The sequence below is a fragment of the Mesorhizobium sp. M0139 genome, from assembly GCF_040322455.1.
Classification (GTDB): domain Bacteria; phylum Pseudomonadota; class Alphaproteobacteria; order Rhizobiales; family Rhizobiaceae; genus Mesorhizobium.
Window position 1 is genome coordinate 99,204 of the sequence record NZ_JAMYTN010000002.1, and the last position, 25,064, is coordinate 124,267.

The window sequence follows — 25,064 nt, forward strand, 5'->3', positions numbered from 1 at the left end:
ATCTCAGAAAAACAGATTGATTTGATAGGTTACTTGTCGGCGGCGATGCGTACCTTGATCATGCGGTCGGGCTCACTGACCGTGCCGTTGTCGGCCTCGTCACCCTTCTTGATCTTGTCCACCAGTTCGATGCCGCTGACGACATTGCCGACGATGGTGTACTGGCCATCGAGGTTCGGCGCCGGCGCGAACATGATGAAGAACTGCGAATTGGCGGAGTTCGGGTCCTGCGAACGGGCCATGCCGAGCGTGCCGCGCTTAAAATGTTCGCTCTGCGAGAATTCCGCCGGCAGGTCGGGCAGGTCTGAACCGCCGGTGCCGACGGCCTCGGGGCTGAACCCCTTCTTCATGTTGCCGAACTTGACGTCGCCGGTCTGCGCCATAAAGCCGTTGATGACGCGGTGGAATGCGACATCGTTATAAGCGCCTTCGCGCACCAGCTTCTTGATCTGGGCGACATGCTTGGGTGCCAGGTCGGGGCGTAGCGCGACGGTGACGTCGCCGTTCTTCAAGGTGATGACCATGGTGTTTTCCGGTTCGGCGGCGAAGGCCGAAACGGATGCGGTCACGAGACCGGCAAGCACGACGAGGAACGAGGCGAGCTTTTTCAGCTGCATAAGGGATCTCCGAAGGTCTTTGTTAGGGTGCATGTCGTTGCCCCAAAACCGGCATCCACTTTTGGGCGACATGCACTATTTCGCGAATTTGGCGGTGAGCGCGCCGGCAACGGCGGCCGGTACGAAGGGACGGATGTCTCCGCCCATCGAGGCTATCTGGCGCACAAGTGTGGCGGTAATGGTGCGTACCGATGGACTGGCGGGCAGAAAAACCGTCTGCAGTTCCGGCGCCATGGTCTCGTTCATGCCGGCCATCTGCATCTCGTAATCGAGATCGGTGCCGTCGCGCAGGCCGCGGATCATGATCGAGGCGCCATGCTTGCGGGCCGCGTCGATGACCAGCCCGTCAAAGGCGACGACCTTGATACGGTCGCCGTCGCGGCCAAATTCGGCCTTGGTCGCGGCCTCGATCAGCTTCACCCGTTCGTCGAAGGAAAACAGCGGCGTCTTGCCGGGGTGGGTGCCGATCGCCGCATAAACCGTGTCGGCGACAGCCAGCGATGCCTTCAGCACATCGAGATGGCCGTTGGTCAGCGGGTCGAAGGAGCCGGCATAAAGGGCGATGCGATCGGTCATGGGAGGTGCTTCTAGCGGGGCATTGGGCGGAAGGCAAATGCGATTGGGAACATCTGCGTGAACCTTTTCGCAGACATGAACGACAGATGAATGCCTTGATCACGAAGACTTCACGCCGCGTTCGCTAGTTTGCACTTCGGAAGATGAAACCAAAACCCGATCTAACCGTTGGATAGGCGCAGGAGAACACGCACATGCTGATCTACATGCTCGCCACCGCAATGACCGTCGCCATGCTGATCGCCACCGCATTCGGATTGCATAGCGAGGCAGAGCGCGTCCGTGTCCGCACAAAGCGGTTCGAAGGTTTCGGCGCTCGCTGGCCCCACCGTCGCCCCTGATTTATTGCTAGTTTCTTGTTTGCGCCGGCCCATCGGGCCGGCGTTGTTGCTCAAACCTATTCGGTGCTGTCCGGTACGGCATCTCCGGCGCCGGCCTCAATGACACCCTCTTCGACATCCTCGTCGGCCTGCGGCTCCGAAATCCGTTCGACCGAAACCACCTTCTCGCCTTCGGCGGTGTTGAAGATGGTCACGCCCTTGGTGGCGCGGCTGGCGAAACGGATACCGTTGACCGGCACCCGGATGACCGTGCCGCCATCCGAAACCAGCATGATCTGGTCGTCATTGCCGACCGGGAAAGTCGCCACCAGCTGGCCGATCTCGGCCACCTTCGACACGTCGGTGGCGCGGATGCCTTTGCCGCCGCGTCCGGTCAGGCGGAAATCGTAGGATGACGAGCGCTTGCCGTAGCCATATTCGGTCACCGTCAGCACATACTGCTCATGCGCCTTGAGCTCTTCGTAACGGCTGTCGGAAAGCTCGGTCTCCTCGCCAATCTCCTCATTGGTGAGTGCAATCTCTTCTTCCTCGCCGGTCACCTCGGCGGCAAGCCGCCGCTCCAGTGCTGCCCGCTTGAGGTAGGCGGAGCGTTCCGCCGGTGAAGCATCGACATGCTCGATCACCGACATGGAGATGATGCGGTCGGTCTCGGCCATGCTTATGCCGCGCACGCCGACCGAATTGCGGCTCTGGAAGACGCGCACATCGCCAACGCGGAAGCGGATGCACTGGCCGGAGCTGGCGGTCAAAAGCACATCGTCATTGTCTGTGCAGGTCTCGACGCCGAGGATCTCGTCGCCCTCCTCCTCCAGCTTCATGGCGATCTTGCCGTTGCGGTTGACCTGGACGAATTCGGACAGCTTGTTGCGGCGCACGGTGCCGCGCGTGGTGGCGAACATGACGTCGAGTTCGCCCCAGCTGGTCTCGTCCTCGGGCAGCGGCATGATGGTGGTGATGCGCTCGCCCTGCTCCAGCGGCAGCATGTTGATCAGCGCCTTGCCGCGCGACTGCGGATTGCCGATTGGCAGCCGCCAGACCTTTTCCTTGTAGACGATGCCGCGCGAGGAGAAGAACAGCACCGGCGTATGCGTGTTGGCCACAAACAGCCGGGTGACGAAATCCTCTTCCTTGGTCGACATGCCGGAGCGGCCCTTGCCGCCGCGGCGTTGCGCCCGGTAGAGCGACAGCGGCACGCGCTTGATGTAGCCGGAATGGCTGACGGTGACGACCATGTCCTCGCGCTGGATCAGGTCCTCGTCTTCCATGTCGGCGCCGCCGTCGGTGAGCTCGGTGCGGCGCGGCGTGCCGAACTCGTCGCGCACGGCGGCAAGCTCGTCCTTGACGATCTGTTGGATGCGGGCGCGGGACGACAGAATGTCGAGGTAATCCTTGATCTCGTCGCCGATGGTGTTCAGCTCGTCGGCGATTTCGTCACGGCCGAGCGCGGTCAGGCGCTGCAGGCGCAGTTCGAGGATTGCGCGCGCCTGTTCCTCGGAGAGGTTGTAGGTGCCATCCTCATTGATGCGATGGCGCGGATCGTCGATAAGCAGAATCAATGACTCCACGTCCCCGGAGGGCCAGCGCCGCTCCATCAACTGCTCGCGCGCCGTCTGCGGATCGGGCGCGGTGCGGATCAGCTTGATCACTTCGTCGATGTTGGCGACGGCTATGGCGAGGCCGACCAGCACGTGGGCGCGGTCGCGCGCCTTGCGCAGCAGGAATTTCGTGCGCCGGCTAATCACCTCTTCGCGGAAGCTGACAAACGCCTTCAGCATGTCGGTCAGGTTCATCACTTCCGGCTTGCCGCCGTTCAGCGCCACCATATTGGCGCCGAAGGAGGTCTGCAGCGGCGTGAAGCGGTAAAGCTGGTTGAGAATGACGTCGGCGACAGCGTCGCGCTTCAGCTCGATGACGACGCGGTAGCCCTGGCGGTCGCTTTCGTCGCGAATGTCGGAAATGCCTTCGATGCGCTTGTCGCGCACCAGCTCGGCCATTTTCTCGATCATCGAGGCCTTGTTCACCTGGTACGGGACTTCCGTGATGATGATCGATTCACGGTCGTTGCCGCGCTGTTCGACATTGACCTTGCCGCGCATGACGATGGAGCCACGGCCCGTCGCATAGGCGCTGTAGATGCCGGAACGGCCGAGCACGATGCCGCCGGTCGGGAAATCGGGACCCGGAATGATCTCCATCAGCGCCGGCAAATCGATCGCCGGATTGTCGATGATGGCGATGGCGCCGTTGCAGATCTCGGCCAGATTGTGCGGCGGGATGTTGGTGGCCATGCCGACGGCGATGCCGCCGGAACCGTTGACCAGAAGATTGGGGAAGCGGGCCGGCAGCACCTTCGGTTCGGTGTCGGATGCGTCATAAGTCTCCTGGAAATCGACGGTTTCCTTGTCGATGTCCTCCAAGAGTTCATGTGCGACCTTGGTCAGCCGCGATTCGGTGTAGCGCATCGCCGCCGGCGGATCGCCGTCGATGGAGCCGAAATTACCCTGCCCGTCGATCAGCGGAACGCGCAGCGACCAGTCCTGCGCCATGCGCACCAAGGCGTCGTAGATCGAGGCGTCGCCATGCGGATGGTATTTACCCATCACGTCGGCGACCGGGCGGGCCGACTTCACATATTTGCGGTTCCAGTGGTAACCGCTCTCATGCGCCGCATAGAGAATGCGGCGGTGCACCGGCTTCAGGCCGTCGCGCACATCGGGCAGCGCACGGCTGACGATCACGCTCATGGCATAAGAGAGGTAGGAGCTCTGCATCTCCTCGATGATGGAGATGGGCTCGATGCCGGTGGGGCCGCCGTCGGCGCCGCGCGGGGGTTTTTGGTCGGTCAAATCGGATCACAATCTAATCAGGAATCATTGACCGCTTATATAGGAAGCACGGCCGAAACTCCAATATTCGTGTTGCTTTTCCAACGACAATTTCAGTGGTAAATTCAAATGGATACCTCTGATTGCGACGATTTGGCCATAACGCATTCGCCGCCGCCAGGGGCAAAAGCCTGCGAAGGACAGTTTTCCAAGTCAAGAGCGTATCTGGAGGCAGACAGACGCGTCAGCGGGTAGCCACCCGCCGGGAGCGATAGTGGCCAGGCGTCTCACCCATGACGCGCCGGAAACGGCGGTTGAACGTCGACAAATCGTTGAAACCGACCTCGAAGGCGATTGCCGAGATGGCATCGCCTGACATGCGCAGCCGCACCGCCGCGCGGTGCAGCCGGGTTCTCAGCAGAAACTGATAGGGCGTCATGCCTGCGACCTGCCGGAAGGTGCGCAGGAAATGATACGGGCTGGTCGCCGTCGCGCAGGCAAGCTCGGAAAGCGAGACCGGCCTGTCGGCATTGAGCTCGATCTGCCGCACCGCCTCGGCAACCCGTTTCTGGTCGCGGCGGCTCGGCGGTCGAACGCCAGGCACCGCATCGCTGGCGACGGGCAGTGCTGCGCCGGCAACTGCCAGTGCTGCGCCGGCAATTCGCAGGCCAAGCTCCTCAAAGGCGTCGATGTCGACCATCTCGCGCGCCGCTTCCGCCTCGGCCAGCAGCGATGCGAGCGCCGGCAAAGGCGGCATATGCGGCACGCCGAAGGCGAGCTTGCTCGCGCCGGGCACGTCGCTGGCGATGCGGTCGAGATAGGCCGGAGCGAAGTGGAAGGACAGGCAACGGTCGCCGGCGCCATGCTCATGCCCGCATTCATAGCAGGCGCCGACATTGCCGAGCAGGATCGCGCCCGGCGCCAGCATGGCGGCGCCTTGCCTGGTGCGGTAGCGGAAGGTGCCGCTGGTGACAGCGGCAACGCAGAAGGTGTCGTGCGCCTCCTCGAACGGGCGGTCGCCGGCGCCGGCCGTGCACAGCACGTCGGACACATGCCAGCCCTGCCCCGATGCCAGGTTTTGTTCGCTCGTCGTCATGGCTTGAAAGATAGCAATTTTTCCCAAGCGCGACACCCGGTCGGGGCCTATCGCTTGCAGCCTCCTGACATAACGAAGGCAGCAAGTATGATCGGTACATCCTCCTTTGCCGAAGCGCTCCACAGCGACGGTCCCAACCCCGGCCTGGCTGAAAAGCTTGATCTCTACGGCCGCTTCGTCGGCGCCTGGACATTCGATGCCACGCGCCATCTCGAGGACGGCACGGTTCTCACCGGAGGCGGCGAGGTGCATTTCGGCTGGGTCCTGGAAGGCAGGGCGATCCAGGATGTATGGATCCTGCCCGCGCGGGATGCCGGCCCCTCGCCTTCTCTCGGCAAATGGACTTTCTATGGCACAACGCTGCGGGCCTATGATCCCGGCTCGGATGCCTGGCACATCTTCTGGAGCGACCCGCGCAACCAATACTACAGCCGCCAGCTTGGTCGCGCCGAAGGCGACACGATTGTGCAGGTCGGCGCCGACGGCACTGGTTCCTCGGTCCGCTGGAGCTTTTCGCGCATCACCAAGGACAGCTTCCGCTGGCTCGGCGAGCGTTCGCACGACGATGGCAAGACATGGCGTCTCGAAGTCGAGTTCCTGGCGCGCCGCGTCGCCCAGGACTGATGACGCAACATATTGCAAAAAAGGTGAAAAAACATGCTTGACCATGTCTCGATCGGCGTCCGCGACACCAACGTTTCGAAGCCCTTCTACGATGCCGCGCTAAAGCCGCTCGGTTATTCTTGCCTCGGCCAGTCGCCAGGCTCACTGGGTTATGGTGCGCAAGCCGTCGCGCTGTGGGTGAACGACGCGGAGCGGCCAGTGCCATCGGACGAGAAGTTCGGTCTGCATTTCTGCTTTAGCGCGCCGACGAGGCAGAGTGTCGTCGCCTTCCATGCCGCCGCCTTGCGTGCAGGCGGCAGCGACAATGGCGCGCCGGGCCTGCGCGCCGACTATGGCGAGGACTATTACGCTGCCTTCATCGTCGATCCCGACGGCTATCGCCTGGAGGCCTATTGCAACGCTGCCGCCTAACATAGCCGGCGTCTCCGGTATCGGCATCTCAGACGGTTCCCACCGGGCAGGCTTTGCTCTACCACTATCGTGGCGCAGGGGTCCGGCCCGGCGGGAGGGGTCAGCGATGCCGAGTTTCGACAGCCTGTTCAACGCCTTCGTCACCATTCTGGTGACCATCGACCCGCCAGGTCTCGCGCCGCTCTTCCTCGCGGTGACACGCGGCATGAACCGCGAGGAACGTCAGCAGGTTTCAGTGCGCGCCTCGATCATCGGCTTCCTGGTGATGGCGCTGTTTGCGGTGGCCGGGGCGTCCATCCTGTCGGTGTTCGGCATCACGCTGCCGGCTTTCCGCGTCGCCGGCGGGTTTTTGCTGTTCTTCATCGCGTTCGAAATGGTGTTCGAGCGCCGCCAGGACCGCAAGGAGAAGATCGGCGACGTCGCCATCACCAAGGACATGATCCACAACATCGCGGCCTTCCCGCTGGCGATCCCGCTGATCGCCGGCCCCGGTGCGATTTCGGCGACCGTGCTACTGTCGGGCTCGTTTCAGGGTTTTGCAGCACAAGCGGCGCTGGTCGGCATCATCTTCGTCTGCCTTGCCATCACCTATCTGGTGTTCGTGCTGTCGGAGCGCATCGACCGCATCCTCGGCCAGACCGGCCGCTCGATCCTGACCCGCCTGCTCGGCGTCATCCTGGCCGCGCTTGCGGTTCAGTTCGTCGCGGATGGGATCAAGGCGCTGATGGCGGGGTGAACGGCAGCCCCTGCTCCCTGCTCCCTGCTCCCTGCTCCCTGCTCCCTACTCCACCGCCGTATCGACGACCTCGAAATCGTGGGTGATGACAGCCGTCTTGGCCAGCATGGCCGAGGCCGAGCAGTATTTCTCGATCGACAGGTTGATGGCGCGCTGGACCTTGTCGCGCGACAGCGCGTGGCCCGTGACGATGAAATGCATGTGGATGCGGGTGAAGACTTTGGGGTCGGTTTCGGCCCGGTCGGCGTCGAGTTCTACAACACAGTCCTCGATCGCCTCGCGGCCTTTTTCGAGGATGTGGACGACATCATAGGCCGAGCAGCCGCCGGTGCCGATCAGCACCAGCTCCATCGGGCTCGGACCTGGCGTCTTGCCTTCCGGCCCGGGGGCGGTCCCCAGCACCAGTTTGTGGCCGCTGCCGGACTCGCCGACGAAGGTGCGCTCCTCGACCCATTTAATCCGTGCTTTCACGGCAATCTTCCTTTCAGAAAGCGTCACTGGCCGAAGACGACCGTGTGCATGATCCGCCCCGGCAGCAGCGTGAACACGCCGGCGCCGATCAGGGCGAAAACATACAGCGATATCATGACCCTGCGATGTTTCGCGACCCGATGCATATGCGCGTGCCAGACCGCCAGCGGCACGGCGATCAACACTAAAATCGACAAGAGATGGATCGGGCTGAACGGACCGACGAGGCGTATCTGCTGGATCCAGAAACTGGAGATGGCGACGACCAGCATCAGCGCCGCCCAAGTATAGCCGACGACACGATGACGCGTCGTGCCTTTCGGCAGCGCCAGTTGCGTAGCGCCAATGGCCAGCGCGGCAAGGGCCGCGAAGGCGTGCCATGGAATGGGAGGGCGCGCCGATAGAAGCGGTCCGAGCGACATCGCGCCCTCTCCTCAGATATCGCTAACTACCGTCAGCTCAGAACGGGATTTCGTCGTCCAGTTCGCGCGACGAGCCGCCGCCACCGCCGCCCTTGGAACCGCCGCCACCGCTATTGCCGCCGCGGTTGAAGCTCTCATTGGGGCCAGACTGGCCGAAATCCGAGCCACGGCTCGCGCCGCCGCCGCCGGCATAGTTGCCGACCTGACCGCCGCCCTCGCCGCGAGAATCGAGCATCTGCAGCTCGCCGCGGAATTTCTGCAGCACGACTTCGGTCGTGTACTTGTCGGCGCCGGTCTGGTCTTGCCATTTGCGTGTCTGCAGCTGGCCTTCGACGTAAACCTTCATGCCCTTCTTCAGGTACTGCTCGGCGACCTTGGCGATCTGGTCATTGAAAATGACCACGTTGTGCCATTCGGTCTTTTCCTTGCGCTCGCCGGAGTTCTTGTCGCGCCAGCTTTCCGACGTGGCGATGCGGATGTTGACGACCGGATCACCGGAATTCAGGCGGCGGATTTCAGGGTCCGCGCCGAGGTTACCGACCAGAATGACCTTGTTGACGCTACCCGCCATGACACTTCTCCGTGCTCATCCGAAACAAATTTCAAGTCGTTCACCTTACAGGCCGCGCACAATCCTGGCTTGCCGCGGCTGGCTTTTCCCACAAGGTTTTTGTTCCCTTTTCGTTCCTATACTGTTAACCACGGATTGTCAAGGAATGGCAGCAATCGCCGACGCGGGCGCGTGGATTTAGCTGACACGCAGGGGCGAGAAGCGGTGTCGTCAGCGCCGTTTTTTAGCTGGCCGCAACGGACCGAAAAAGCCGCTCCACTCCATGCCCATGCCATGGGCGCGCTGTGCGATCACGGTTGGCGCCGACATCAGCCCGACTGCAGGTTCAGATTTCAGAGCCGGGTCATTCAGCAATTTCCCGATCGCGCGCCCGTGCCACCACACCTGAGCGACGAGCGCCGCTACCACCGCGATCAGGCCCCAGGTCCCCAATCCTTCGCCGAAGATGTAAATCCCGTGTGGCGGCGATAGCGCCGTACCCAGCTTGGCCAACAAGATCACGGCCACGAAACCGATGACGGCGATCGCTCCTATACCGAGTACGAGGCGGCGATAGAGCCTCAGAGCCTCGTTGAGGTTCTCGGCGGACGAAAGATCGACGTTGGAATTCATAAATACTACTCCTGCCTCGCGATGATCGGCCCATCTTGTTCCCCACGGCTTAGAGGCCCGGCAGGATCCAATCAATACGGGCATTCAAAACACCCCTTGCCAAATCGATAAGTATCGACTTATGCTTTTGCCATGATCGAAGCAGAGATTTTTCGCGCCCTGGCCGACCCGACGCGACGCGCCGTCTACGAGCGGCTGACCGCCGGCGAGATGAGCGTGTCGGAGTTGCGCACTGGCATGAGCGTGTCGCAGCCGGCGGTGTCGCAGCACCTTGCCGTGCTGCGCGGCGCAGGCCTGGTCAGCGAAAGACGCGCCGGCCGCAACGCCTACTATCGCGCCGATCCGCAAGGGCTCGAGCCGCTGCTCGGCTGGATCGAACGCTACCGCGCATTCTGGCCGGAGCGCATCGAAAGACTGAAGGCCGTTTTGAAGGACATGGACCAATGACCGACGAAAAGCAGACGCAGACCGCCAAAGATGCCCTCGCCTTCGAATGCGATCTGCCGGACGCACCGGAAAAAGTGTGGCGGGCACTGACCGTGCCGGACCTCTTGGCGGAATGGATGATGCCGAACGACATCAAGCCGGAAACCGGCAGCCGCTTTGCCTTTGCCGGGCCTGAGAAGCCGATCGAGTGCGAAGTGCTCGATGCCGAACCGGGGCGCCTGCTGCGCTATTCCTGGCGCGAGCGTTCCGGCGACGCCGACCGCGAGGAGCTGGAGAGCATCGTCACCTTCACACTCGCCCGCACCGTTTCCGGCGGCACGCATCTGCGCATCGTCCATGACGGGTTTGTCCTGACGCCTGCGGTCGCGATGGCCGGCGCCGGCTGCCTGCTCTCGCTGCACGCATATAAGCCCAAGCCGCCAGTCGCAGCCAACGCGCCGCGCCTGTTGCTGCGCGCTGCCTGACCCGGAAAAATCAAAACGGAGACAATGAGATGAGCGGCTTTGCCAATCTGGTGCCGATGGTGATCGAGCAATCGAGCCGCGGCGAACGTGCCTTCGACATTTTCTCGCGGCTGCTGCGCGAGCGCATCATCTTCGTCAATGGCGAGATCAATGACGGCATGTCGGCGCTGGTCTGCGCCCAGCTTCTGTCGCTGGAATCGGACAATCCCGACAAGGAGATCTCGCTTTACATCAACTCGCCGGGCGGCGTGGTTACCAGCGGCTTCGCCATCTACGACACGATGCAATATGTCAGCTGCCCGGTGTCGACCGTGTGCATGGGCTTTGCCGCGTCGATGGCCTCGTTCCTGCTGATGGCGGGAACGCCGGGGCGGCGCATCGCGCTGCCCAATGCCAGCATCGTGCTGCATCAGCCTTTGGGCGGCTTCCAGGGCCAGGCCTCCGACATCCAGCGTCACGCCGAAGGCATTTTGCGCACCAAGCGGCACATGGCCGACCTCTACGCTCACCATTGCGGCCGCACCCACGAAGAGGTCGAACGCACGCTTGACCGCGATTTCTTCATGACCGCGAAGGAAGCCAAGGACTGGGGCCTGGTCGACCACGTCTTCGACACCCGCAAGCAGGCAGCGGCCTGATCGGCGGATTGAATTCAGGCCGGTGTTCCCTCAATTGCAACGCTGCTGGTCTGGCCTCGCCTTGAGCGCGGCACTATAGTCTTGCCATGCGCTACCACCTGAACAGACTGACCATAGCCATTGCCATCACGGCGGCGACATCGAGCATGGCCTTTGCCGGGGGCAGCACCAGCACGTCGCGGAAAGGCGCCCTGCCCGGCGTGACCGGCGACTACCGCATCGCCAAGCCCGCGCCGCAGCCGGAGCCGGACGACGCGCTGTCTGCCGGCGAGAACGGCACGTTCAAGATCGGCGGCACCGATGTCAGGATTTCCGGCAGCATCACTGTCGATGTCGGCACGGGTGGGATCAAGCCGCCGCGCCGGTAGCCCCTTCTCCCAGCTACTATACGGGAGAGAAAGCCTGCGCCGACGACTTCCTCGCAAAAGAACAGCCCCGCCGTTGCTTCCGCTAACGGTCGGGGCTTTTTTTGGATTCCAAATCCAAACTGCCGGTAGTGTTATACCGACTTTGATTTCGGATGCTTCGCGGCGTTCAGCCGACGATCCGACTAGCCGTCTCTGATTTTTGTGGGATTCGGCAGGTCACGGTTTGTCGGGTGGTTTGTTGGATTGTCGCGATGCGTCCATTTGGACACATACACTTCAATGCCTCGAAACTACCTGGCACTTATGCCCGCCGCGGCTCCACTAGCAGGTGGAGCCTCAAGGGACTATCCGGTGGCGTCATGCTCCGCTCCTATGTCCGTTGCGACAGGTGTCAATCCGAAGCACAAATCGCAAAAACCTGCGGCGTCTCGCAGGCCGCTATGGGCGGCGAGGCCATCAAAGACGGCCGGCTCCGTTGACTCCGGCAGAGTGCGCCCCCGATTCGACGACGTCAACCTTGAATAGCCGGTTACGGAAAATGTGATCGCCGGGAGCTTACGTCAGGGTCAGTTTCTGAAACACCTTGTCAGTTTCTGCACAGCTTTGTCAGGAGCGTGTTCGGTCTTTGTTCTTTCCGCTTGCCCCTTCGCGCGAAAGACGGTTAAACGGCTTTGGTCGAGAAGTGTGGCGTCTCTCGACGTGGCGGCAAAAATACCTACATAGGGAATGGCCGGGAAAACCCGCCGATCCCACTGACACCAGACCTGAGGCGGCGACCGGCGATGGCCGACCATAAATACCTTTCCATTCGCGGGGCACGCGAACACAACCTAAAGAATGTCGATCTCGACCTGCCGCGTGACAGCCTGATCGTCATGACCGGCCTGTCGGGCTCCGGCAAATCGTCGCTTGCTTTCGACACCATCTATGCCGAGGGCCAGCGCCGTTACGTCGAGAGCCTGTCGGCTTATGCGCGCCAGTTCCTCGAAATGATGCAGAAGCCGGATGTCGACCAGATCGACGGCCTGTCGCCGGCCATCTCGATCGAGCAGAAGACCACGTCGAAGAACCCGCGTTCGACGGTCGGCACCGTCACCGAGATCTACGACTACATGCGCTTGCTGTTCGCGCGCGTCGGCATCCCCTATTCGCCGGCGACCGGCCTGCCGATCGAGAGCCAGACGGTTTCACAGATGGTCGACCGGGTGCTGGCGGTCGAGGAAGGCACGCGCCTTTTCCTGCTGGCGCCGATCGTGCGCGGCCGCAAGGGTGAGTATCGCAAGGAACTGCTGGAGCTGCAGAAGAAGGGCTTTCAGCGCGTCAAGGTCGACGGCGTCTTCTATGAGATCGCCGATGTGCCGGCGTTGGACAAGAAGTACAAGCACGACATCGATGTCGTCGTCGACCGCATCGTCGTGCGCGGCGACCTGGCGACACGGCTTGCCGATTCCATCGAAACGGCGCTCAAGCTGGCGGAAGGGCTGGCGGTGGCCGAGTTCGCCGACCGGCCGCTCGACGCCAGCCAGACCGGCGAGGACTCGGTCAACAAATCGAAGAACGAGACGCATGAGCGCATCCTGTTCTCGGAAAAATTCGCCTGCCCGGTTTCCGGCTTCACCATTCCGGAGATCGAGCCCAGGCTGTTCTCGTTCAACAACCCGTTCGGCGCCTGCCCGACCTGCGACGGCCTCGGCAACCAGCGCGCCATCGACGCCAGCCTGATCGTGCCGGACGAAAACGTCTCGCTGCGCGACGGCGCCGTCAGCCCGTGGGCGAAGTCGACCTCACCCTATTACGCCCAGACGCTGGAAGCGCTGGGCAAGGCATACGGCTTCAAGCTCGGCGACAAGTTCAAAGACCTGACCGAAGAGGCCAAGGAAGCCGTCCTGCGCGGCACCGGCGAGCGCGAGGTCACCTTCCAATATGATGACGGCCTGCGCTCCTACAAGACCACCAAGACGTTCGAGGGCGTCATTCCCAATCTCGAACGGCGGTGGAAGGAAACCGAATCCGCCTGGATGCGCGAGGAGATCGAGCGCTTCATGTCGGCGACGCCCTGCCCGGTCTGCAAGGGTTACCGGCTGAAGCCGGAAGCGCTGGCGGTCAAAATCGCCGGAAAACACATTGGCGAGGTCACCGAGCAGTCGATCCGCAACGCCGACAAATGGTTCACCGAACTGCCGCCACATCTCAACGACCAGCAGAACGAGATCGCGGTGCGCGTTCTCAAGGAGATCCGCGACCGGCTGCGCTTCCTCAACGATGTCGGCCTCGACTATCTGACGCTGTCGCGCAATTCCGGCACGCTGTCGGGCGGCGAGAGCCAGCGCATAAGGCTGGCGTCGCAGATCGGCTCCGGCCTCACCGGCGTGCTCTATGTGCTGGACGAGCCGTCGATCGGCTTGCACCAGCGCGACAATGCCCGCCTGCTCGACACGCTGAAGCATCTGCGCGACATCGGCAACACGGTGATCGTCGTCGAGCATGACGAAGACGCCATCCTGCATGCCGACTACGTCGTCGACATGGGTCCGGCCGCCGGCATCCATGGCGGCGAGATCATCGCCCAGGGCACGCCGCAGCAGGTGATGGCCAATCCTAATTCGATCACCGGTAAATATCTGTCGGGCGCGCTCGAAGTCGCCACGCCCGGTGTCAGGCGCGAGGCCAAGAAGAACCGCCGGCTGAAGATCGTCGGCGCGCGCGGCAACAATCTCAAGAACGTCACTGCCGAAATCCCGCTCGGCACCTTCACCGCCGTCACCGGCGTGTCTGGCGGCGGCAAATCGACCTTCCTGATCGAGACTTTGTTCAAGGCGGCGTCGCGCCGCATCATGGGCTCGCGCGAGCATCCGGCCGATCACGACCGCATCGAGGGCCTCGAATTCCTCGACAAGGTCATCGACATCGACCAGTCGCCGATCGGCCGCACACCGCGTTCGAACCCGGCCACCTACACCGGCGCCTTCACACCGATCCGCGACTGGTTCGCCGGGTTGCCCGAGGCCAAGGCCCGCGGCTATCAGCCGGGCCGCTTCTCCTTCAACGTCAAGGGCGGCCGCTGCGAGGCCTGCCAGGGCGACGGCGTCATCAAGATCGAGATGCACTTCCTGCCCGACGTCTACGTCACGTGCGACGTCTGCCACGGCAAGCGCTACAACCGCGAGACGCTCGACGTCGTGTTCAAGGGCAAGTCGATCGCCGACGTCCTGGACATGACGGTCGAGGAAGGCGTCGATTTCTTTGCCGCCGTGCCCGGGGTGCGCGACAAGCTCGACACGCTGAAGCAGGTCGGCCTCGGCTACATCCATATCGGCCAGCAGGCGACGACGCTGTCGGGTGGTGAGGCGCAGCGGATAAAACTCGCCAAGGAATTGTCGCGCAAGGCGACCGGCAAGACGCTCTACATCCTCGACGAGCCGACCACCGGCCTGCACTTCCACGACGTCGCCAAGTTGCTGGAAGTGCTGCACGAACTGGTCGACCAGGGCAACACGGTGGTGGTGATCGAGCACAATCTCGAAGTCATCAAGACCGCCGACTGGGTGCTCGACCTCGGCCCCGAAGGCGGCGATGGCGGCGGCGAGCTGGTTGCCCAAGGCACACCGGAAGCGATCGTGCGCGAAAAGCGCAGCTACACCGGCCAGTTCCTGAAGGAGCTTTTGGAGCGGCGGCCCGGAGGCAAGCGCGAAGCGGCGGAGTAACTGACAGACCGGTCGGGCGCCTGGAGAGCTTTGAATGACAGTCCGACAGGCGCTTGCCGGTGATCTCGACGCAGTCGTCTCGCTGACGCAGACCGCCTATGAGCACTACACGCCCCTGTTAGGCGCGCCGCCGCTCCCAGTCACCGAGGACTATGCGCCACGCATCGAGCGTGGCGAGGTCTGGCTCTTGGAGAGCGGCGCGGAACTCGCCGGGCTGATCGTTATTGAGCGCCATCCCGATCATGCGATGATCTTCAGCGTCGCGGTCTCCCCCGCTTTCCAGGGCAGGAAACTCGGCACCGCGCTGCTCGACTTCGCCCAGGAACAGGCGCGGCTATGGGGTGTGCCGGAGGTGCGGCTCTACACCAATTCGCGCATGGAGCGGAACATCGAGATCTATACGGCCTATGGCTTCCACGAAACGGGCCGCCGAGCCAATCCCCACCGTCCCGGATGGACCGTGGTCGACATGATCAAACCGGTTGGAAAAATAGCCTGACCGCATTTTTAGAACTGGGAGGAAGACGATGATCAGCCAAGGAACAATCCGCGCCGGGATGGGTGGCTGGACTTTCGAACCCTGGGATACCTCCTTCTATCCGGACAAACTGTCGAAGGCCAAGCAGCTGCACTATGCCAGCCGCCAGGTGCCGAGCATCGAGGTCAACGGCACCTACTATTCCAGCTTCAAGGAGCCGACCTTCGTCAAATGGGCTGGCGAGGCGCCGGACGGTTTCGTCTATTCGGTGAAGGGCAATCGCTTCGTCACCAACCGGCGCGTGCTTGGCGAAGCCGGCGAGTCCATGACGCGCTTCCTCGGCTCCGGCATTGCCGCGCTGGGCGACAAGCTGGGCCCGATCCTGTGGCAGTTCGCGCCGACGAAAAAGTTCGACGCCGACGATTTCGAGGCCTTCCTGAAGCTGCTGCCGGAAAAGCAGGATGGCGTCGCGCTGCGCCATGCGCTGGAAGTGCGCAACGACAGTTTCAGCGTGCCGGAATTTGTGAGCCTGGCGCGCAAATACAAGGCGGCGATCGTCTATGCCGACCATGCCAAATATCCTGGTATCGCCGACATCACCGGCGATTTTATCTATGCGCGGCTGCAGACCGGCAGCGACGACAATCCGGATTGCTATACGCCGAAGGGCCTGGACGAATGGGCAGCGCGGGTGAAGACCTGGGCGCAAGGCAAGCAGCCGGCAGATCTGCGGCGCGCCGATCCGACTTTCGACGCGCCGGTGAAACCGCGCGACGTGTTCGTCTACTTCATCACCGAGGGCAAGGTGCGCGCGCCGTTCGGCGCCATGGCGCTGATGAAGCGGGTGAGCTGATCGGTTAAAGCGCGTCGCGCTGAACCGGATCATACGTCGCGATTTAAGTCTTTGTCCTGATGCATGCCGTTGTCCCAGAACCGCGGCACACTTCTGGGCGACATGCATTAGGAGCAATTCCAGGAAGAGTGCGGACCGGTTTTCCCGGAAATCCGGGTAGCGCTTTCCCTTGAAAAGGGTTTCAACCCAGAATTGCTACGATCAACCGAAGCGTGATAGCTTATGCGCATCGTAACCTTATCGATACCTCCTTCCTGCATAAATCCGGTGCGGGTCCTTTCTATAGGCCGGCCGCCGCGCGCAAGGACGAGGGCATGTCGCTCGACTACAGTTCCCTTCTGTTGGCTGTCGGGTTTTCCGCCGCTTGCCTCGGCCTGACGCTGTTCGGCATTTGGCTTACCGCGCGCTCGGAAAAATTCCTGCTGACCTGGGCGGTCAGCGTGCTTCTGATCGTCGCCGACGTCTTCGCCTACCAGGCCTATATCGACGCGCCCGGACGCCTGCTCGGCCTCGCCAGCTTCACGTTCCTGCTGCTCGGCTTCGCGACCATGCTGGGCGCGGCCCATCAGTTCACGACCGGCCGCTCGCCATTGCCGCGCATCGCTGTCGGCGCCGGCGTCTCGCTGGCAGTCGCCTTGCCGCCGATGGCGCTTGGCTATGACGGGCTGGGCTTCATGCTGGAGAATGCCTTCGCCGCGCTGCTTTTGTTTGCGACGGCCTATGAATACTGGAAGGGTCGTACGGAATTCCCGGCCCCGATCCTCGGCATTGCAGGGCTCTACACCGCCACCGCAATTTCCTTCGTGCTGTGCTCCGGTGCACTTGTCTGGGATGGCAGGCTGGTGCTTGGCCATGCGCCGAGCAACTGGGCCGAGGATTTCAGCCTCATCGTCGTCATCGCCTGCATGACCGGCATCGGCGCGCTCTCGCTGGCGCTCAACCAGGGACGCCTGGCGCAGCATCATCGCCGCGAAGCGCTGACCGATCCGCTGACCGGACTGCTCAACCGGCGCGCTTTGTTCGACCTGCACGGCAAAACACCGGTCCGGTCCTTCACCGCCGTGATCGTGTTCGATCTCGACGGCTTCAAGGCGATAAATGACGAGTTCGGCCATGCCACCGGCGACGAGGTGCTGAAACTGTTCGCCAAGGATTTGACCGCCAATCTCCAGCCAGGCGATGTCGCCGCGCGCATGGGCGGAGAGGAATTTGCATTGGTGCTCGATCGCACCTTGCCTGAAAAGGTGGAATTCATAGCCGAGCGCATCCGGGCCAGTTTTGCCATGCGCCGGATCGATACCGAGACCCGCCTGCTCTCCTGCACGGTCAGCGCCGGCTACGCCTTCGGCAGCGAGGGCGGCACCAAATTCGACAAGGTGCTCAGCGCCGCCGACAAGGCGCTTTACGGCGCCAAGCGCGGCGGCCGCAACCGTGTGCTCGCCTTCCGGCGCGCCGGGTAGGCTGGGCTGATATTCAGCCGGCCTGAACCTCACCACACGTAAAACAACACTCCAAAGCGCGTCGCATGAGGCCGTTCAGGCGCGACGCGCTTTTAGGCCGCTATGACGATCTCGTTGTAAGTGTCGAGGTCGACGTAGAAAACCTTGGTGATTTCGCCGATCAGCTCATCCTGCTGGTAGCCTTGCGAGCGCAGAATGTTGATGGCGGTGATGATGTCGACACGCTCTGTCAGCCGTCGTTTCTGGTGGTCCTCGACGAACCGTTCCATAGCCCTATTCTCCTGGCAAGATTATCTGAACGCATTGACCGACAATCAGAACTGCGAGGGAAGCTAGGGTGGCTTGCTTGCGTGGAACTTGCAGGCTGAGCCAGCATATTCCCTCGATCTGCTACAGAACCAGACTGATACGGAAGCGGCCGACTCACCGAGGCCTAGGAAAGACTAGCATGCAGTATTCGGCGTGCCAGAGGTGGCGACCTCGGACGAAAGTCCGACGCAACGGGCGCGGACCTTCGCGACTTCATCATCCTTGGGCGTAGCGACGCGAAGCGGAGCGAAGACCCAGGGATCCATGCCGGGACGAAGAAGCGTCATTAACGGTGCAGAATGTGGAATGGCCAATGTGCCGCAGAAGCGATCTTGTTCTGCATCGCGGCACTCTTTGGCTGATGTCGCGGCATGGATTCTGGGGTCTGCGCGCGTCGCTCCGCTCCTTGGCTCCGCCCTAGAATGACGAAGTGATTGTGGGCATTTCAGCCAATCTTCGACGTGTACGATCCGTGCAGCCGTCGACCTGCGTTAAACCGTCAGAAACTTCCTGACGTCCGCCCGGTCGAGATCTTCGGCCGGGCCGGTGTGGACGATCTGGCCGCGGTCCATGATGTTGACCTCGTCAGCGAGCTCGCGGCAGAAATCCAGATATTGCTCGACCAGCAGAACGGCGATACCGGCCTGGTCGCGCAGATAGCGGATGGCGCGGCCGATGTCCTTGATGATCGAGGGCTGGATGCCTTCGGTCGGCTCGTCGAGCACCAGCAGTTTCGGCCGCATGACGAGCGCCCGGCCGATGGCGAGCTGCTGCTGCTGGCCGCCTGAGAGATCGCCGCCGCGGCGCCCCACCATCTGCTTCAGCACCGGAAACAGTTCGAAGACATGCGCCGGCACGTTGCGGTCGGCGCGCTTCAAGGGCGCAAAGCCGGACTCCAGGTTTTCGCGCACCGTCAGCAGCGGAAAGATCTCCCTGCCCTGCGGTACGAATGCGATGCCCGACCGGGCGCGATCATACGCCGCGCTCCGGTCGAGCGCCTTCCCCTCGAAGGCAACGCTTCCGCTCGTCAGCCGGTGGTGGCCGACGATCGATCTCATCAAACTGGTCTTGCCGACGCCGTTGCGGCCGAGCACGCAGGTGATCTTGCCGGCACCCGCCGTCAGCGACACACCGCGCAACGCCTGAGCAGCGCCGTAATGGAGCGTGGCGTTGGAAACTTCGAGCATGTCAGCGCCTTCTCCAGAAGCGGAGGAACGAAAAGTCGAAGCGATGGAATTGCACCCGCCAGACCATGCTCATCTCCCGAGATAAACTTCGACGACCCGCTCGTCGGCCGAGACGAAATCGAGCGAGCCTTCCGACAGCACCGAGCCCTCATGCAGGCAGGTGACCTTGACGCCGAGTTCGCGCACGAAATGCATGTCGTGCTCGACGACGATGACCGAATGCTCGCGCGCTATGTCCTTGAGCAGCCGCGCGGTTTCCTCGGTCTCGGCATCGGTCATCCCTGCGACCGGCTCGTCAACCAAAAGCAGCTTCGGGTCCTGCGCCAGCAGCATGCCGATCTCCAGCCACTGTTTCTGGCCATGGCTGAGATTGGCTGCCAGATCGTGGCGCTTGTCGCCCAGCCGGATGATGCCGAGGATGTCGTCGATCTGTCTGGCTTCGCCGGCCGAGCGGCGATGGAACAGCGCCGGAAAGATCGAGCGCGGGCCCTTCAGCGCCAGCATCAGATTGTCTTCGACGCTGTGGCTTTCGAAGACGGTCGGCTTCTGGAATTTGCGGCCGATGCCCATCATGGCGATCTCCGCCTCGTCGTGCCGGGTCAGATCGACCTGGCCGTCGAAGAACACTTCGCCCTCGTCGGGCCGGGTCTTGCCGGTGACGATGTCCATCATCGTCGTCTTGCCGGCGCCGTTGGGACCGATGACGGCGCGCATCTCGCCCTTGTCGAGCACCAGCGACAGATTGTTGATGGCGCGGAAACCGTCGAAGGAGACCGAGACGCCGTCGAGATAGAGGATGGTGTTGGACTTCGACATCGCTCTATTCCGCCGGCTGCGGTTCGGGCCCGGACGCGGACCAGGCACCGGGCGTTGTTGCTGCGCTGCGCACGATCTTCGATGGCGGCGGGGCATCAGGGTCTGTGCCCGCTTCCTCTGCAATCGCTGCAGCCCGCATCGCCCGAGCGTTACCGCGCCAGGAATCCCACATGCCGACGATGCCCTTGGGCAGGAACAGGGTTACGGCGACGAACAGGCCGCCGAGCGCAAACAGCCAGAACTCCGGCAGCAGGCCGGTGAACCAGGATTTGCCGGCGTTGACCAGCAGCGCGCCGACGATCGGGCCGACAATGGTGCCGCGCCCACCGACGGCTGCCCAGATCACGACTTCGATGGAATTGGACGGCTCGAATTCGCCGGGATTGATGATACCGACCTGCGGCACATAGAGCGCGCCGGCGATGCCGGCCATGACAGCCGAGACGCTGAAGGCAAACAGCTTCACGTTCTCCGCCCGCCAGCCGAGGAAGCGGGTGCGGCTCTCGGCGTCGCGCACCGCCATCAGCAGCTTGCCGTATTTGGAGCCGACGATCGCCCAGGTGATGAAGACGGCGAGCGCGAGTATGATGGCGCTGGCGGCAAACAGGGCCGAGCGGGTGGCGTCGGCCTGCACGTTGAAGCCCAGAATATCCTTGAAATCGGTCAAGCCGTTGTTGCCGCCGAAACCCATGTCGTTGCGGAAGAAGGCGAGCAGCAGCGCGTAGGTCATCGCCTGGGTGATGATGGAGAGATAGACGCCGGTGACGCGGCTGCGGAAGGCGAACCAGCCGAAGACGAAGGCGAGCAGGCCGGGCACCGCCAGCACCATGATGGCGGCGAACCAGAAGTGGTCGAAACCGGTCCAGAACCAGGGCAATTCCTTGTAGTTCAGGAACACCATGAAATCGGGCAGGATCGGATTGCCGTAAACGCCGCGCGAGCCGATCTGGCGCATGAGGTACATGCCCATCGCATAGCCGCCGAGGGCGAAGAAGGCGCCATGGCCGAGCGAGAGGATGCCGCAATAGCCCCAGACGAGATCGAGCGCCAAGGCAAGCAATGCATAGCAGAGGTACTTGCCCGTCAACGCGACGATGTAGGACGGAATATAGAACGCGCTTTGCGGCGACACTGCGAGGTTGAGCAGCGGCACGATAATGGCGGCCGTCAGCAGGATGAAAATAGTGATGGCGATGCGACGGTCGGCACCCGCGGCGAAGAAGCGTCCCGTGATCATGTTTCCACCGCCCTGCCCTTGAGCGCGAACAGGCCGCGCGGGCGCTTCTGGATGAACAGGATGATCAGCACCAGCACGACGATCTTGCCGAGCACCGCGCCAGCATAGGGTTCGAGAACCTTGTTGACGATGCCGAGCGAGAAGGCGCCGACCAGCGTGCCCCAGAGATTGCCGACGCCGCCGAAGACCACGACCATGAAGCTGTCGATGATGTAGCCGCGGCCGAGATTGGGCGAGACATTGTCGATCTGGCTGAGCGCGACGCCGGCAATGCCGGCAATGCCGGAGCCGAGCGCAAAGGTCAGCGCATCGACCCAAGGCGTCCTGATGCCCATCGAGGCGGCCATGCGGCGGTTGGCGGTGACGGCGCGCATCTGAAGGCCCCAGGGCGTGCGCTTCATAACAAAGAGCAGCACGCCGAAGACGGTGAGCGCGAAGACCAGGATCCAGAGGCGGTTCCAGGTGACGGCGAGTTGGCCGACATCGAACGATCCCGACATCCAGGAGGGGTTGCCGACCTCCTGGTTGGTCGGTCCGAAGATCGAGCGCACCGCCTGCTGCAGGACAAGCGAGACGCCCCAGGTTGCGAGCAGCGTTTCCAGCGGCCGGCCGTAGAGGAAACGGATGAGGCCGCGCTCGATGATCAGGCCGACGGAAGCGGCAACCAGGAAGGCGAGCGGCAGCGCGATCACCAGCGACCAGTCGAACAGGCCGGGGAATGAGGTTCGGATCACCTGCTGGACGACGAAGGTGGTGTAGGCGCCGAGCATCACCATCTCGCCATGCGCCATGTTGATGACGCCCATGACGCCGAAGGTGATGGCGAGGCCGATGGCGGCCAGCAGCAGCACCGAGCCAAGCGAGATGCCGTACCATATGTTCTGGCCGGCATCCCACAGCGCCAGGCTCGAATTGATGCTGGCGATTGCCGCCGTCGCGGCATCCTTGACCGCGCCTTGCGCATTGGCCTCGACCGCGGTGAGCAGCGAGACCGCGTCGCGGTCGCCGCGCGCGCCGATCAGGGCAATGGCGGCAAGCTTGTCGGCCTCCGGCTTGTCGGAGACCAGCACCGATGCCGCGCGCGCCTGTTCGAACAATGCCTTGACCTTGGCGTCGGTCTCGGCGGCGATGGCTGCATCGAGCGGCTCGATATTGGCGGCATCGGGGGTCTTGAACATGGTGTCGGCGGCGGCGATGCGGACAGAAGGATCTTTCGCGCGCAACGTCAGCGTTCCCAGTGCATCTCGGATGACACGACGCAGCGTGTTGTTGACCTTGATCTTCGTGATGTCGGCCTTGGGGGCGTCGCCGGCTTTCTCGCCACTCAGCGGGTCGAGCAGCGTGACGCTGTCGGCGGCCTCACTGCCGACGAAGACGGCTGAATCGGCTTTACGGATGTAAAGGTTGCCTTCGGCGAGCGCTGCAAGCGGGCGCTCGACCAGCGGATCGCCGGTGGCGGCAAGTTCGCGCACGACGGCCTCAGTGGCGGCAAAGCCCGTGCCCGTGGCGAATTTGGCGACGATGGCGCGCAGATCGGCTTCGGCTGCGTTCGACGGCAATAGGCTTGCCACCAGGAACACCAGCATGAGGCCGAGAGTGCGCAACAGGATCATCCGTTCAGATACTCTTCTGTGGGGAAATTCCGCGTCCGGGCGGGCTGAAGCGCCCGGACGCTTGGCGGTACCGATCGTGGACGCGTCCACGATCGGTCGGTCCCGGGAGGGATCAGTTCGTGCCCTTGCCGCCGCATTTGCCGGTGGCAACGTTGAAGTTGCCGCAGGACAGAGGCGCGCGCCAATCCGAAATCAGGTCCTTGGAATCGGGCAGATAGTCGGACCATTCGTCGCCCATCACGAGGCCGGGCGTCTGCGACACGGTCTCGAACTGGCCGTCGGCCTGGATCTCGCCGATCAGCACCGGCTTGGTGATGTGATGGTTCGGCATCATGGTCGAATAGCCGCCGGTGAGGTTCGGCACGGACACGCCGACCATGGCGTCGATGACCTTGTCGGGATCGGTGGTGCCGGCCTTTTCGACCGCCTTCACCCACATGTTGAAGCCGATATAGTGAGCTTCCATCGGGTCGTTGGTGGTGCGCTTGTCATTCTTGATGAACTTGTGCCAGTCGGCGATGAACTTCTTGTTTTCGGGCGTGTCGACGCTCTCGAAATAGTTCCAGGCAGCGAGATGGCCGACCAGCGGCGCGGTATCGAGACCGGCCAGTTCTTCCTCACCGACCGAAAAGGCCATGACCGGGATGTCCTCGGCCTTGATGCCCTGGTTGCCGAGTTCCTTGTAGAACGGAACGTTGGCGTCGCCATTGACGGTCGAGACGACGGCGGTCTTCTTGCCGGCCGAGCCGAATTTCTTGATTGCGGAGACTTCGGTCTGCCAGTCGGAGAAGCCGAACGGCGTGTAGTTGACCATGATGTCTTCGGCGGCGACGCCCTTGGCCTTCAGATAGGCCTCGAGGATTTTGTTGGTGGTTCGGGGATAGACGTAGTCGGTGCCTTCCAGCACCCAGCGCTTCACCGAGCCACCGTCCTCGCTCATGAGATAATCGACGGCAGGAATCGCCTGCTGGTTCGGGGCGGCGCCGGTGTAGAACACGTTGCGCTCGCTTTCCTCGCCCTCATACTGGACGGGGTAGAACAGGATGTTGTCGAGTTCCGAGAACACCGGCAACACCGATTTGCGCGACACCGAGGTCCAGCAGCCGAACACGGCGGCGACCTTGTCCTTCGAGATCAGCTCGCGCGCCTTTTCGGCAAAGAGCGGCCAGTTGGAGGCCGGATCGACAACGACCGCCTCGAGCTTCTTGCCGAGCAGACCGCCCTTGGCATTCTGCTCTTCGATGAGCATCAGCATGGCGTCTTTCAGCGTCGTCTCCGAAATCGCCATGGTCCCCGACAGCGAATGCAGAATGCCGACCTTGATCGTGTCTTCGGCGGCCTGGGCCGGAGACGACATCGACAGGCCGGCGGCGACCACGCCGGCCGAAAACATTTTTGTTATTGTGGAGAAATTACCCCTCATACCGAAGACTCCCAAGCTGTTTGATTGCACCGCGATAATGCAATGCAACTGCCGTGCCAAACGCAAAGGCGCCGCTCACGAAGATGGAATAGCCGAGCGTTATCAGCCGGTTTGGTATATTAGCCTCGAGAAAACAGTGGTAGCCGGCGAAAATTGATTGAGGCAAATTTGCGCAGCGCACATGGCTTTTGCCTAATTTTTGCCCAATTGAGACAAATGCCTAGTTTTTGATCTCCGGCCGTGTGTTCCGGGCTAACAATGTTGCGGTACCGCGCAAAAATAGGGCAAGCTCGCCCTTCAAAAGAGTGACGTCATGACATCTCGCACCTCATGCATTTCCGGCATCCTGCTGCTGATGGCAACGAGCGGCGCCGCGCGCGCCGATTTCAGCGAGGGCAAGCTTCCGGACGGCACCTATCATTGCGAGGTCTACCTGCTCGGCGCCTTCCTCAACCTCGGCGACATCACCATCAAGGGCAACGTCTATAGTGGTCCGGTGACATTCGGCACCGCGACGCAAGGCTACAACTATCAGATGAATGCCAATGGCGAGATCACCTGGCTCGGGCCGCTGGGCGGCTATACCACCGGTGGCAACTCCGTCTCCATGACACAGGCAACACTGGACGGCGAGACCGCCCCGTCATTCGACATCATTCTGAAGCAGCCCGACGGCGCCTTCACCGCCTCGACCTGCACCAAGGGCTGAGCGATGCGTAGTGCCGCGCCCAGTTGCGGCAAAACCTTCCTCTTATGTCATGTGAA

At 62.5% G+C, this 25,064-nt stretch carries 27 protein-coding genes; 13 read left to right on the forward strand and 14 right to left on the reverse strand.

What is annotated here, in order from left to right:
* Positions 1-29: 29 nt before the first annotated feature.
* Together NKJ58_RS02955 and coaD are read right to left on the reverse strand one after the other, a co-directional pair.
* Positions 30-524, reverse strand: coding sequence for a peptidylprolyl isomerase (locus NKJ58_RS02955; RefSeq protein ID WP_352545852.1), 495 nt, complete (start codon positions 522-524; stop codon positions 30-32).
* 168 nt (positions 525-692) lie between these two features.
* The gene (gene coaD, locus NKJ58_RS02960; protein WP_023670954.1) at positions 693-1,193 is read right to left on the reverse strand and encodes a pantetheine-phosphate adenylyltransferase; all 501 of its coding nucleotides are present in this window, start codon (positions 1,191-1,193) and stop codon (positions 693-695) included.
* Positions 1,194-1,387: 194 nt separating this feature from the next.
* Between coaD and NKJ58_RS02965 the strand changes: the two genes are divergently transcribed.
* Complete coding sequence (locus NKJ58_RS02965; protein WP_023670953.1) at positions 1,388-1,534, forward strand: hypothetical protein; 147 nt, start codon at positions 1,388-1,390, stop codon at positions 1,532-1,534.
* 56 nt (positions 1,535-1,590) lie between these two features.
* On the opposite strand, the gene gyrA is transcribed toward NKJ58_RS02965, so the two are convergent.
* Both gyrA and NKJ58_RS02975 read right to left on the reverse strand, forming a co-directional pair.
* On the reverse strand, positions 1,591-4,380 hold the full coding sequence (gene gyrA / locus NKJ58_RS02970; protein WP_023696506.1) for a DNA gyrase subunit A: 2,790 nt from the start codon (positions 4,378-4,380) through the stop codon (positions 1,591-1,593).
* Between the two features lie 223 nt (positions 4,381-4,603).
* Positions 4,604-5,455: a helix-turn-helix transcriptional regulator gene (locus tag NKJ58_RS02975; RefSeq protein ID WP_352852769.1), complete on the reverse strand. Its 852-nt coding sequence runs from the start codon at positions 5,453-5,455 to the stop codon at positions 4,604-4,606.
* Between the two features lie 87 nt (positions 5,456-5,542).
* Here NKJ58_RS02975 and NKJ58_RS02980 point away from each other — a divergent pair, with 87 nt between their 5' ends.
* The 3 genes from NKJ58_RS02980 to NKJ58_RS02990 all read left to right on the forward strand — a co-directional run bounded on the left by NKJ58_RS02980 (position 5,543) and on the right by NKJ58_RS02990 (position 7,226).
* Entirely contained in the window at positions 5,543-6,079 is a 537-nt protein-coding gene (locus NKJ58_RS02980) for a hypothetical protein (RefSeq protein WP_352498232.1), read from the forward strand.
* A gap of 33 nt (positions 6,080-6,112) precedes the next feature.
* Entirely contained in the window at positions 6,113-6,490 is a 378-nt protein-coding gene (locus NKJ58_RS02985; protein WP_023700788.1) for a VOC family protein, read from the forward strand.
* A gap of 106 nt (positions 6,491-6,596) precedes the next feature.
* Complete coding sequence (locus tag NKJ58_RS02990; RefSeq protein WP_023670949.1) at positions 6,597-7,226, forward strand: MarC family protein; 630 nt, start codon at positions 6,597-6,599, stop codon at positions 7,224-7,226.
* Between the two features lie 45 nt (positions 7,227-7,271).
* Here the strand turns inward: NKJ58_RS02990 and NKJ58_RS02995 are convergent, their stop codons facing one another.
* From NKJ58_RS02995 to NKJ58_RS03010, 4 genes are all read right to left on the reverse strand, one after another.
* Entirely contained in the window at positions 7,272-7,697 is a 426-nt protein-coding gene (locus NKJ58_RS02995; RefSeq protein ID WP_023706191.1) for an OsmC family protein, read from the reverse strand.
* Positions 7,698-7,720: 23 nt separating this feature from the next.
* Complete coding sequence (locus tag NKJ58_RS03000) at positions 7,721-8,119, reverse strand: DUF2306 domain-containing protein (protein WP_023752202.1); 399 nt, start codon at positions 8,117-8,119, stop codon at positions 7,721-7,723.
* A 37-nt stretch (positions 8,120-8,156) separates the two neighbouring features.
* Positions 8,157-8,690 carry a single-stranded DNA-binding protein gene (gene ssb / locus NKJ58_RS03005; RefSeq protein ID WP_023670946.1) on the reverse strand — a complete coding sequence of 178 codons (534 nt, stop codon included), beginning with the start codon at positions 8,688-8,690 and terminating at the stop codon, positions 8,157-8,159.
* A gap of 210 nt (positions 8,691-8,900) precedes the next feature.
* A complete protein-coding gene (locus NKJ58_RS03010) occupies positions 8,901-9,302 on the reverse strand; it encodes a hypothetical protein (protein ID WP_023706189.1) in 402 nt (133 codons plus the stop codon).
* 132 nt (positions 9,303-9,434) lie between these two features.
* Here NKJ58_RS03010 and NKJ58_RS03015 point away from each other — a divergent pair, with 132 nt between their 5' ends.
* From NKJ58_RS03015 to NKJ58_RS03050, 8 genes are all read left to right on the forward strand, one after another.
* Positions 9,435-9,749 carry an ArsR/SmtB family transcription factor gene (locus NKJ58_RS03015; RefSeq protein WP_352518810.1) on the forward strand — a complete coding sequence of 105 codons (315 nt, stop codon included), beginning with the start codon at positions 9,435-9,437 and terminating at the stop codon, positions 9,747-9,749.
* Entirely contained in the window at positions 9,746-10,213 is a 468-nt protein-coding gene (locus NKJ58_RS03020) for an SRPBCC family protein (RefSeq protein WP_352518811.1), read from the forward strand. The genes NKJ58_RS03015 and NKJ58_RS03020 overlap by 4 nt, the downstream gene beginning before the upstream one ends.
* A gap of 29 nt (positions 10,214-10,242) precedes the next feature.
* Positions 10,243-10,851, forward strand: a complete 609-nt coding sequence (locus NKJ58_RS03025) for an ATP-dependent Clp protease proteolytic subunit (protein ID WP_023684630.1) — start codon at positions 10,243-10,245, stop codon at positions 10,849-10,851.
* Between the two features lie 146 nt (positions 10,852-10,997).
* Positions 10,998-11,219, forward strand: a complete 222-nt coding sequence (locus NKJ58_RS03030; RefSeq protein WP_156932470.1) for a hypothetical protein — start codon at positions 10,998-11,000, stop codon at positions 11,217-11,219.
* 782 nt (positions 11,220-12,001) lie between these two features.
* Positions 12,002-14,923 (forward strand): excinuclease ABC subunit UvrA, encoded by a 2,922-nt coding sequence (uvrA, locus tag NKJ58_RS03035; protein ID WP_023706186.1) that lies wholly within the window; start codon positions 12,002-12,004, stop codon positions 14,921-14,923.
* Between the two features lie 34 nt (positions 14,924-14,957).
* Positions 14,958-15,422, forward strand: a complete 465-nt coding sequence (locus NKJ58_RS03040) for a GNAT family N-acetyltransferase (protein WP_023706185.1) — start codon at positions 14,958-14,960, stop codon at positions 15,420-15,422.
* Between the two features lie 28 nt (positions 15,423-15,450).
* Positions 15,451-16,254: a DUF72 domain-containing protein gene (locus tag NKJ58_RS03045; RefSeq protein WP_023706184.1), complete on the forward strand. Its 804-nt coding sequence runs from the start codon at positions 15,451-15,453 to the stop codon at positions 16,252-16,254.
* 314 nt (positions 16,255-16,568) lie between these two features.
* Complete coding sequence (locus NKJ58_RS03050) at positions 16,569-17,714, forward strand: GGDEF domain-containing protein (RefSeq protein WP_023670937.1); 1,146 nt, start codon at positions 16,569-16,571, stop codon at positions 17,712-17,714.
* 92 nt (positions 17,715-17,806) lie between these two features.
* Here NKJ58_RS03050 and NKJ58_RS03055 read toward each other — a convergent pair whose 3' ends face one another.
* From NKJ58_RS03055 to urtA, 6 genes are all read right to left on the reverse strand, one after another.
* The gene (locus tag NKJ58_RS03055; RefSeq protein WP_023670936.1) at positions 17,807-17,983 is read right to left on the reverse strand and encodes a hypothetical protein; all 177 of its coding nucleotides are present in this window, start codon (positions 17,981-17,983) and stop codon (positions 17,807-17,809) included.
* A 531-nt stretch (positions 17,984-18,514) separates the two neighbouring features.
* A complete protein-coding gene (urtE, locus tag NKJ58_RS03060; protein ID WP_023670935.1) occupies positions 18,515-19,210 on the reverse strand; it encodes an urea ABC transporter ATP-binding subunit UrtE in 696 nt (231 codons plus the stop codon).
* 69 nt (positions 19,211-19,279) lie between these two features.
* Positions 19,280-20,026, reverse strand: coding sequence for an urea ABC transporter ATP-binding protein UrtD (gene urtD / locus NKJ58_RS03065; RefSeq protein WP_023684623.1), 747 nt, complete (start codon positions 20,024-20,026; stop codon positions 19,280-19,282).
* Between the two features lie 4 nt (positions 20,027-20,030).
* Complete coding sequence (gene urtC, locus NKJ58_RS03070; RefSeq protein ID WP_023746152.1) at positions 20,031-21,263, reverse strand: urea ABC transporter permease subunit UrtC; 1,233 nt, start codon at positions 21,261-21,263, stop codon at positions 20,031-20,033.
* Positions 21,260-22,876: an urea ABC transporter permease subunit UrtB gene (gene urtB / locus NKJ58_RS03075; protein WP_352852770.1), complete on the reverse strand. Its 1,617-nt coding sequence runs from the start codon at positions 22,874-22,876 to the stop codon at positions 21,260-21,262. Before urtB ends, urtC begins: the two co-directional genes overlap by 4 nt.
* Before the next feature lie 112 nt (positions 22,877-22,988).
* On the reverse strand, positions 22,989-24,299 hold the full coding sequence (gene urtA, locus NKJ58_RS03080) for an urea ABC transporter substrate-binding protein (protein WP_023688643.1): 1,311 nt from the start codon (positions 24,297-24,299) through the stop codon (positions 22,989-22,991).
* Positions 24,300-24,612: 313 nt separating this feature from the next.
* On the opposite strand from urtA, the gene NKJ58_RS03085 reads away from it, so the two are divergent.
* On the forward strand, positions 24,613-25,008 hold the full coding sequence (locus NKJ58_RS03085) for a hypothetical protein (protein ID WP_023688644.1): 396 nt from the start codon (positions 24,613-24,615) through the stop codon (positions 25,006-25,008).
* The last annotated feature ends 56 nt before the right edge of the window (positions 25,009-25,064 follow it).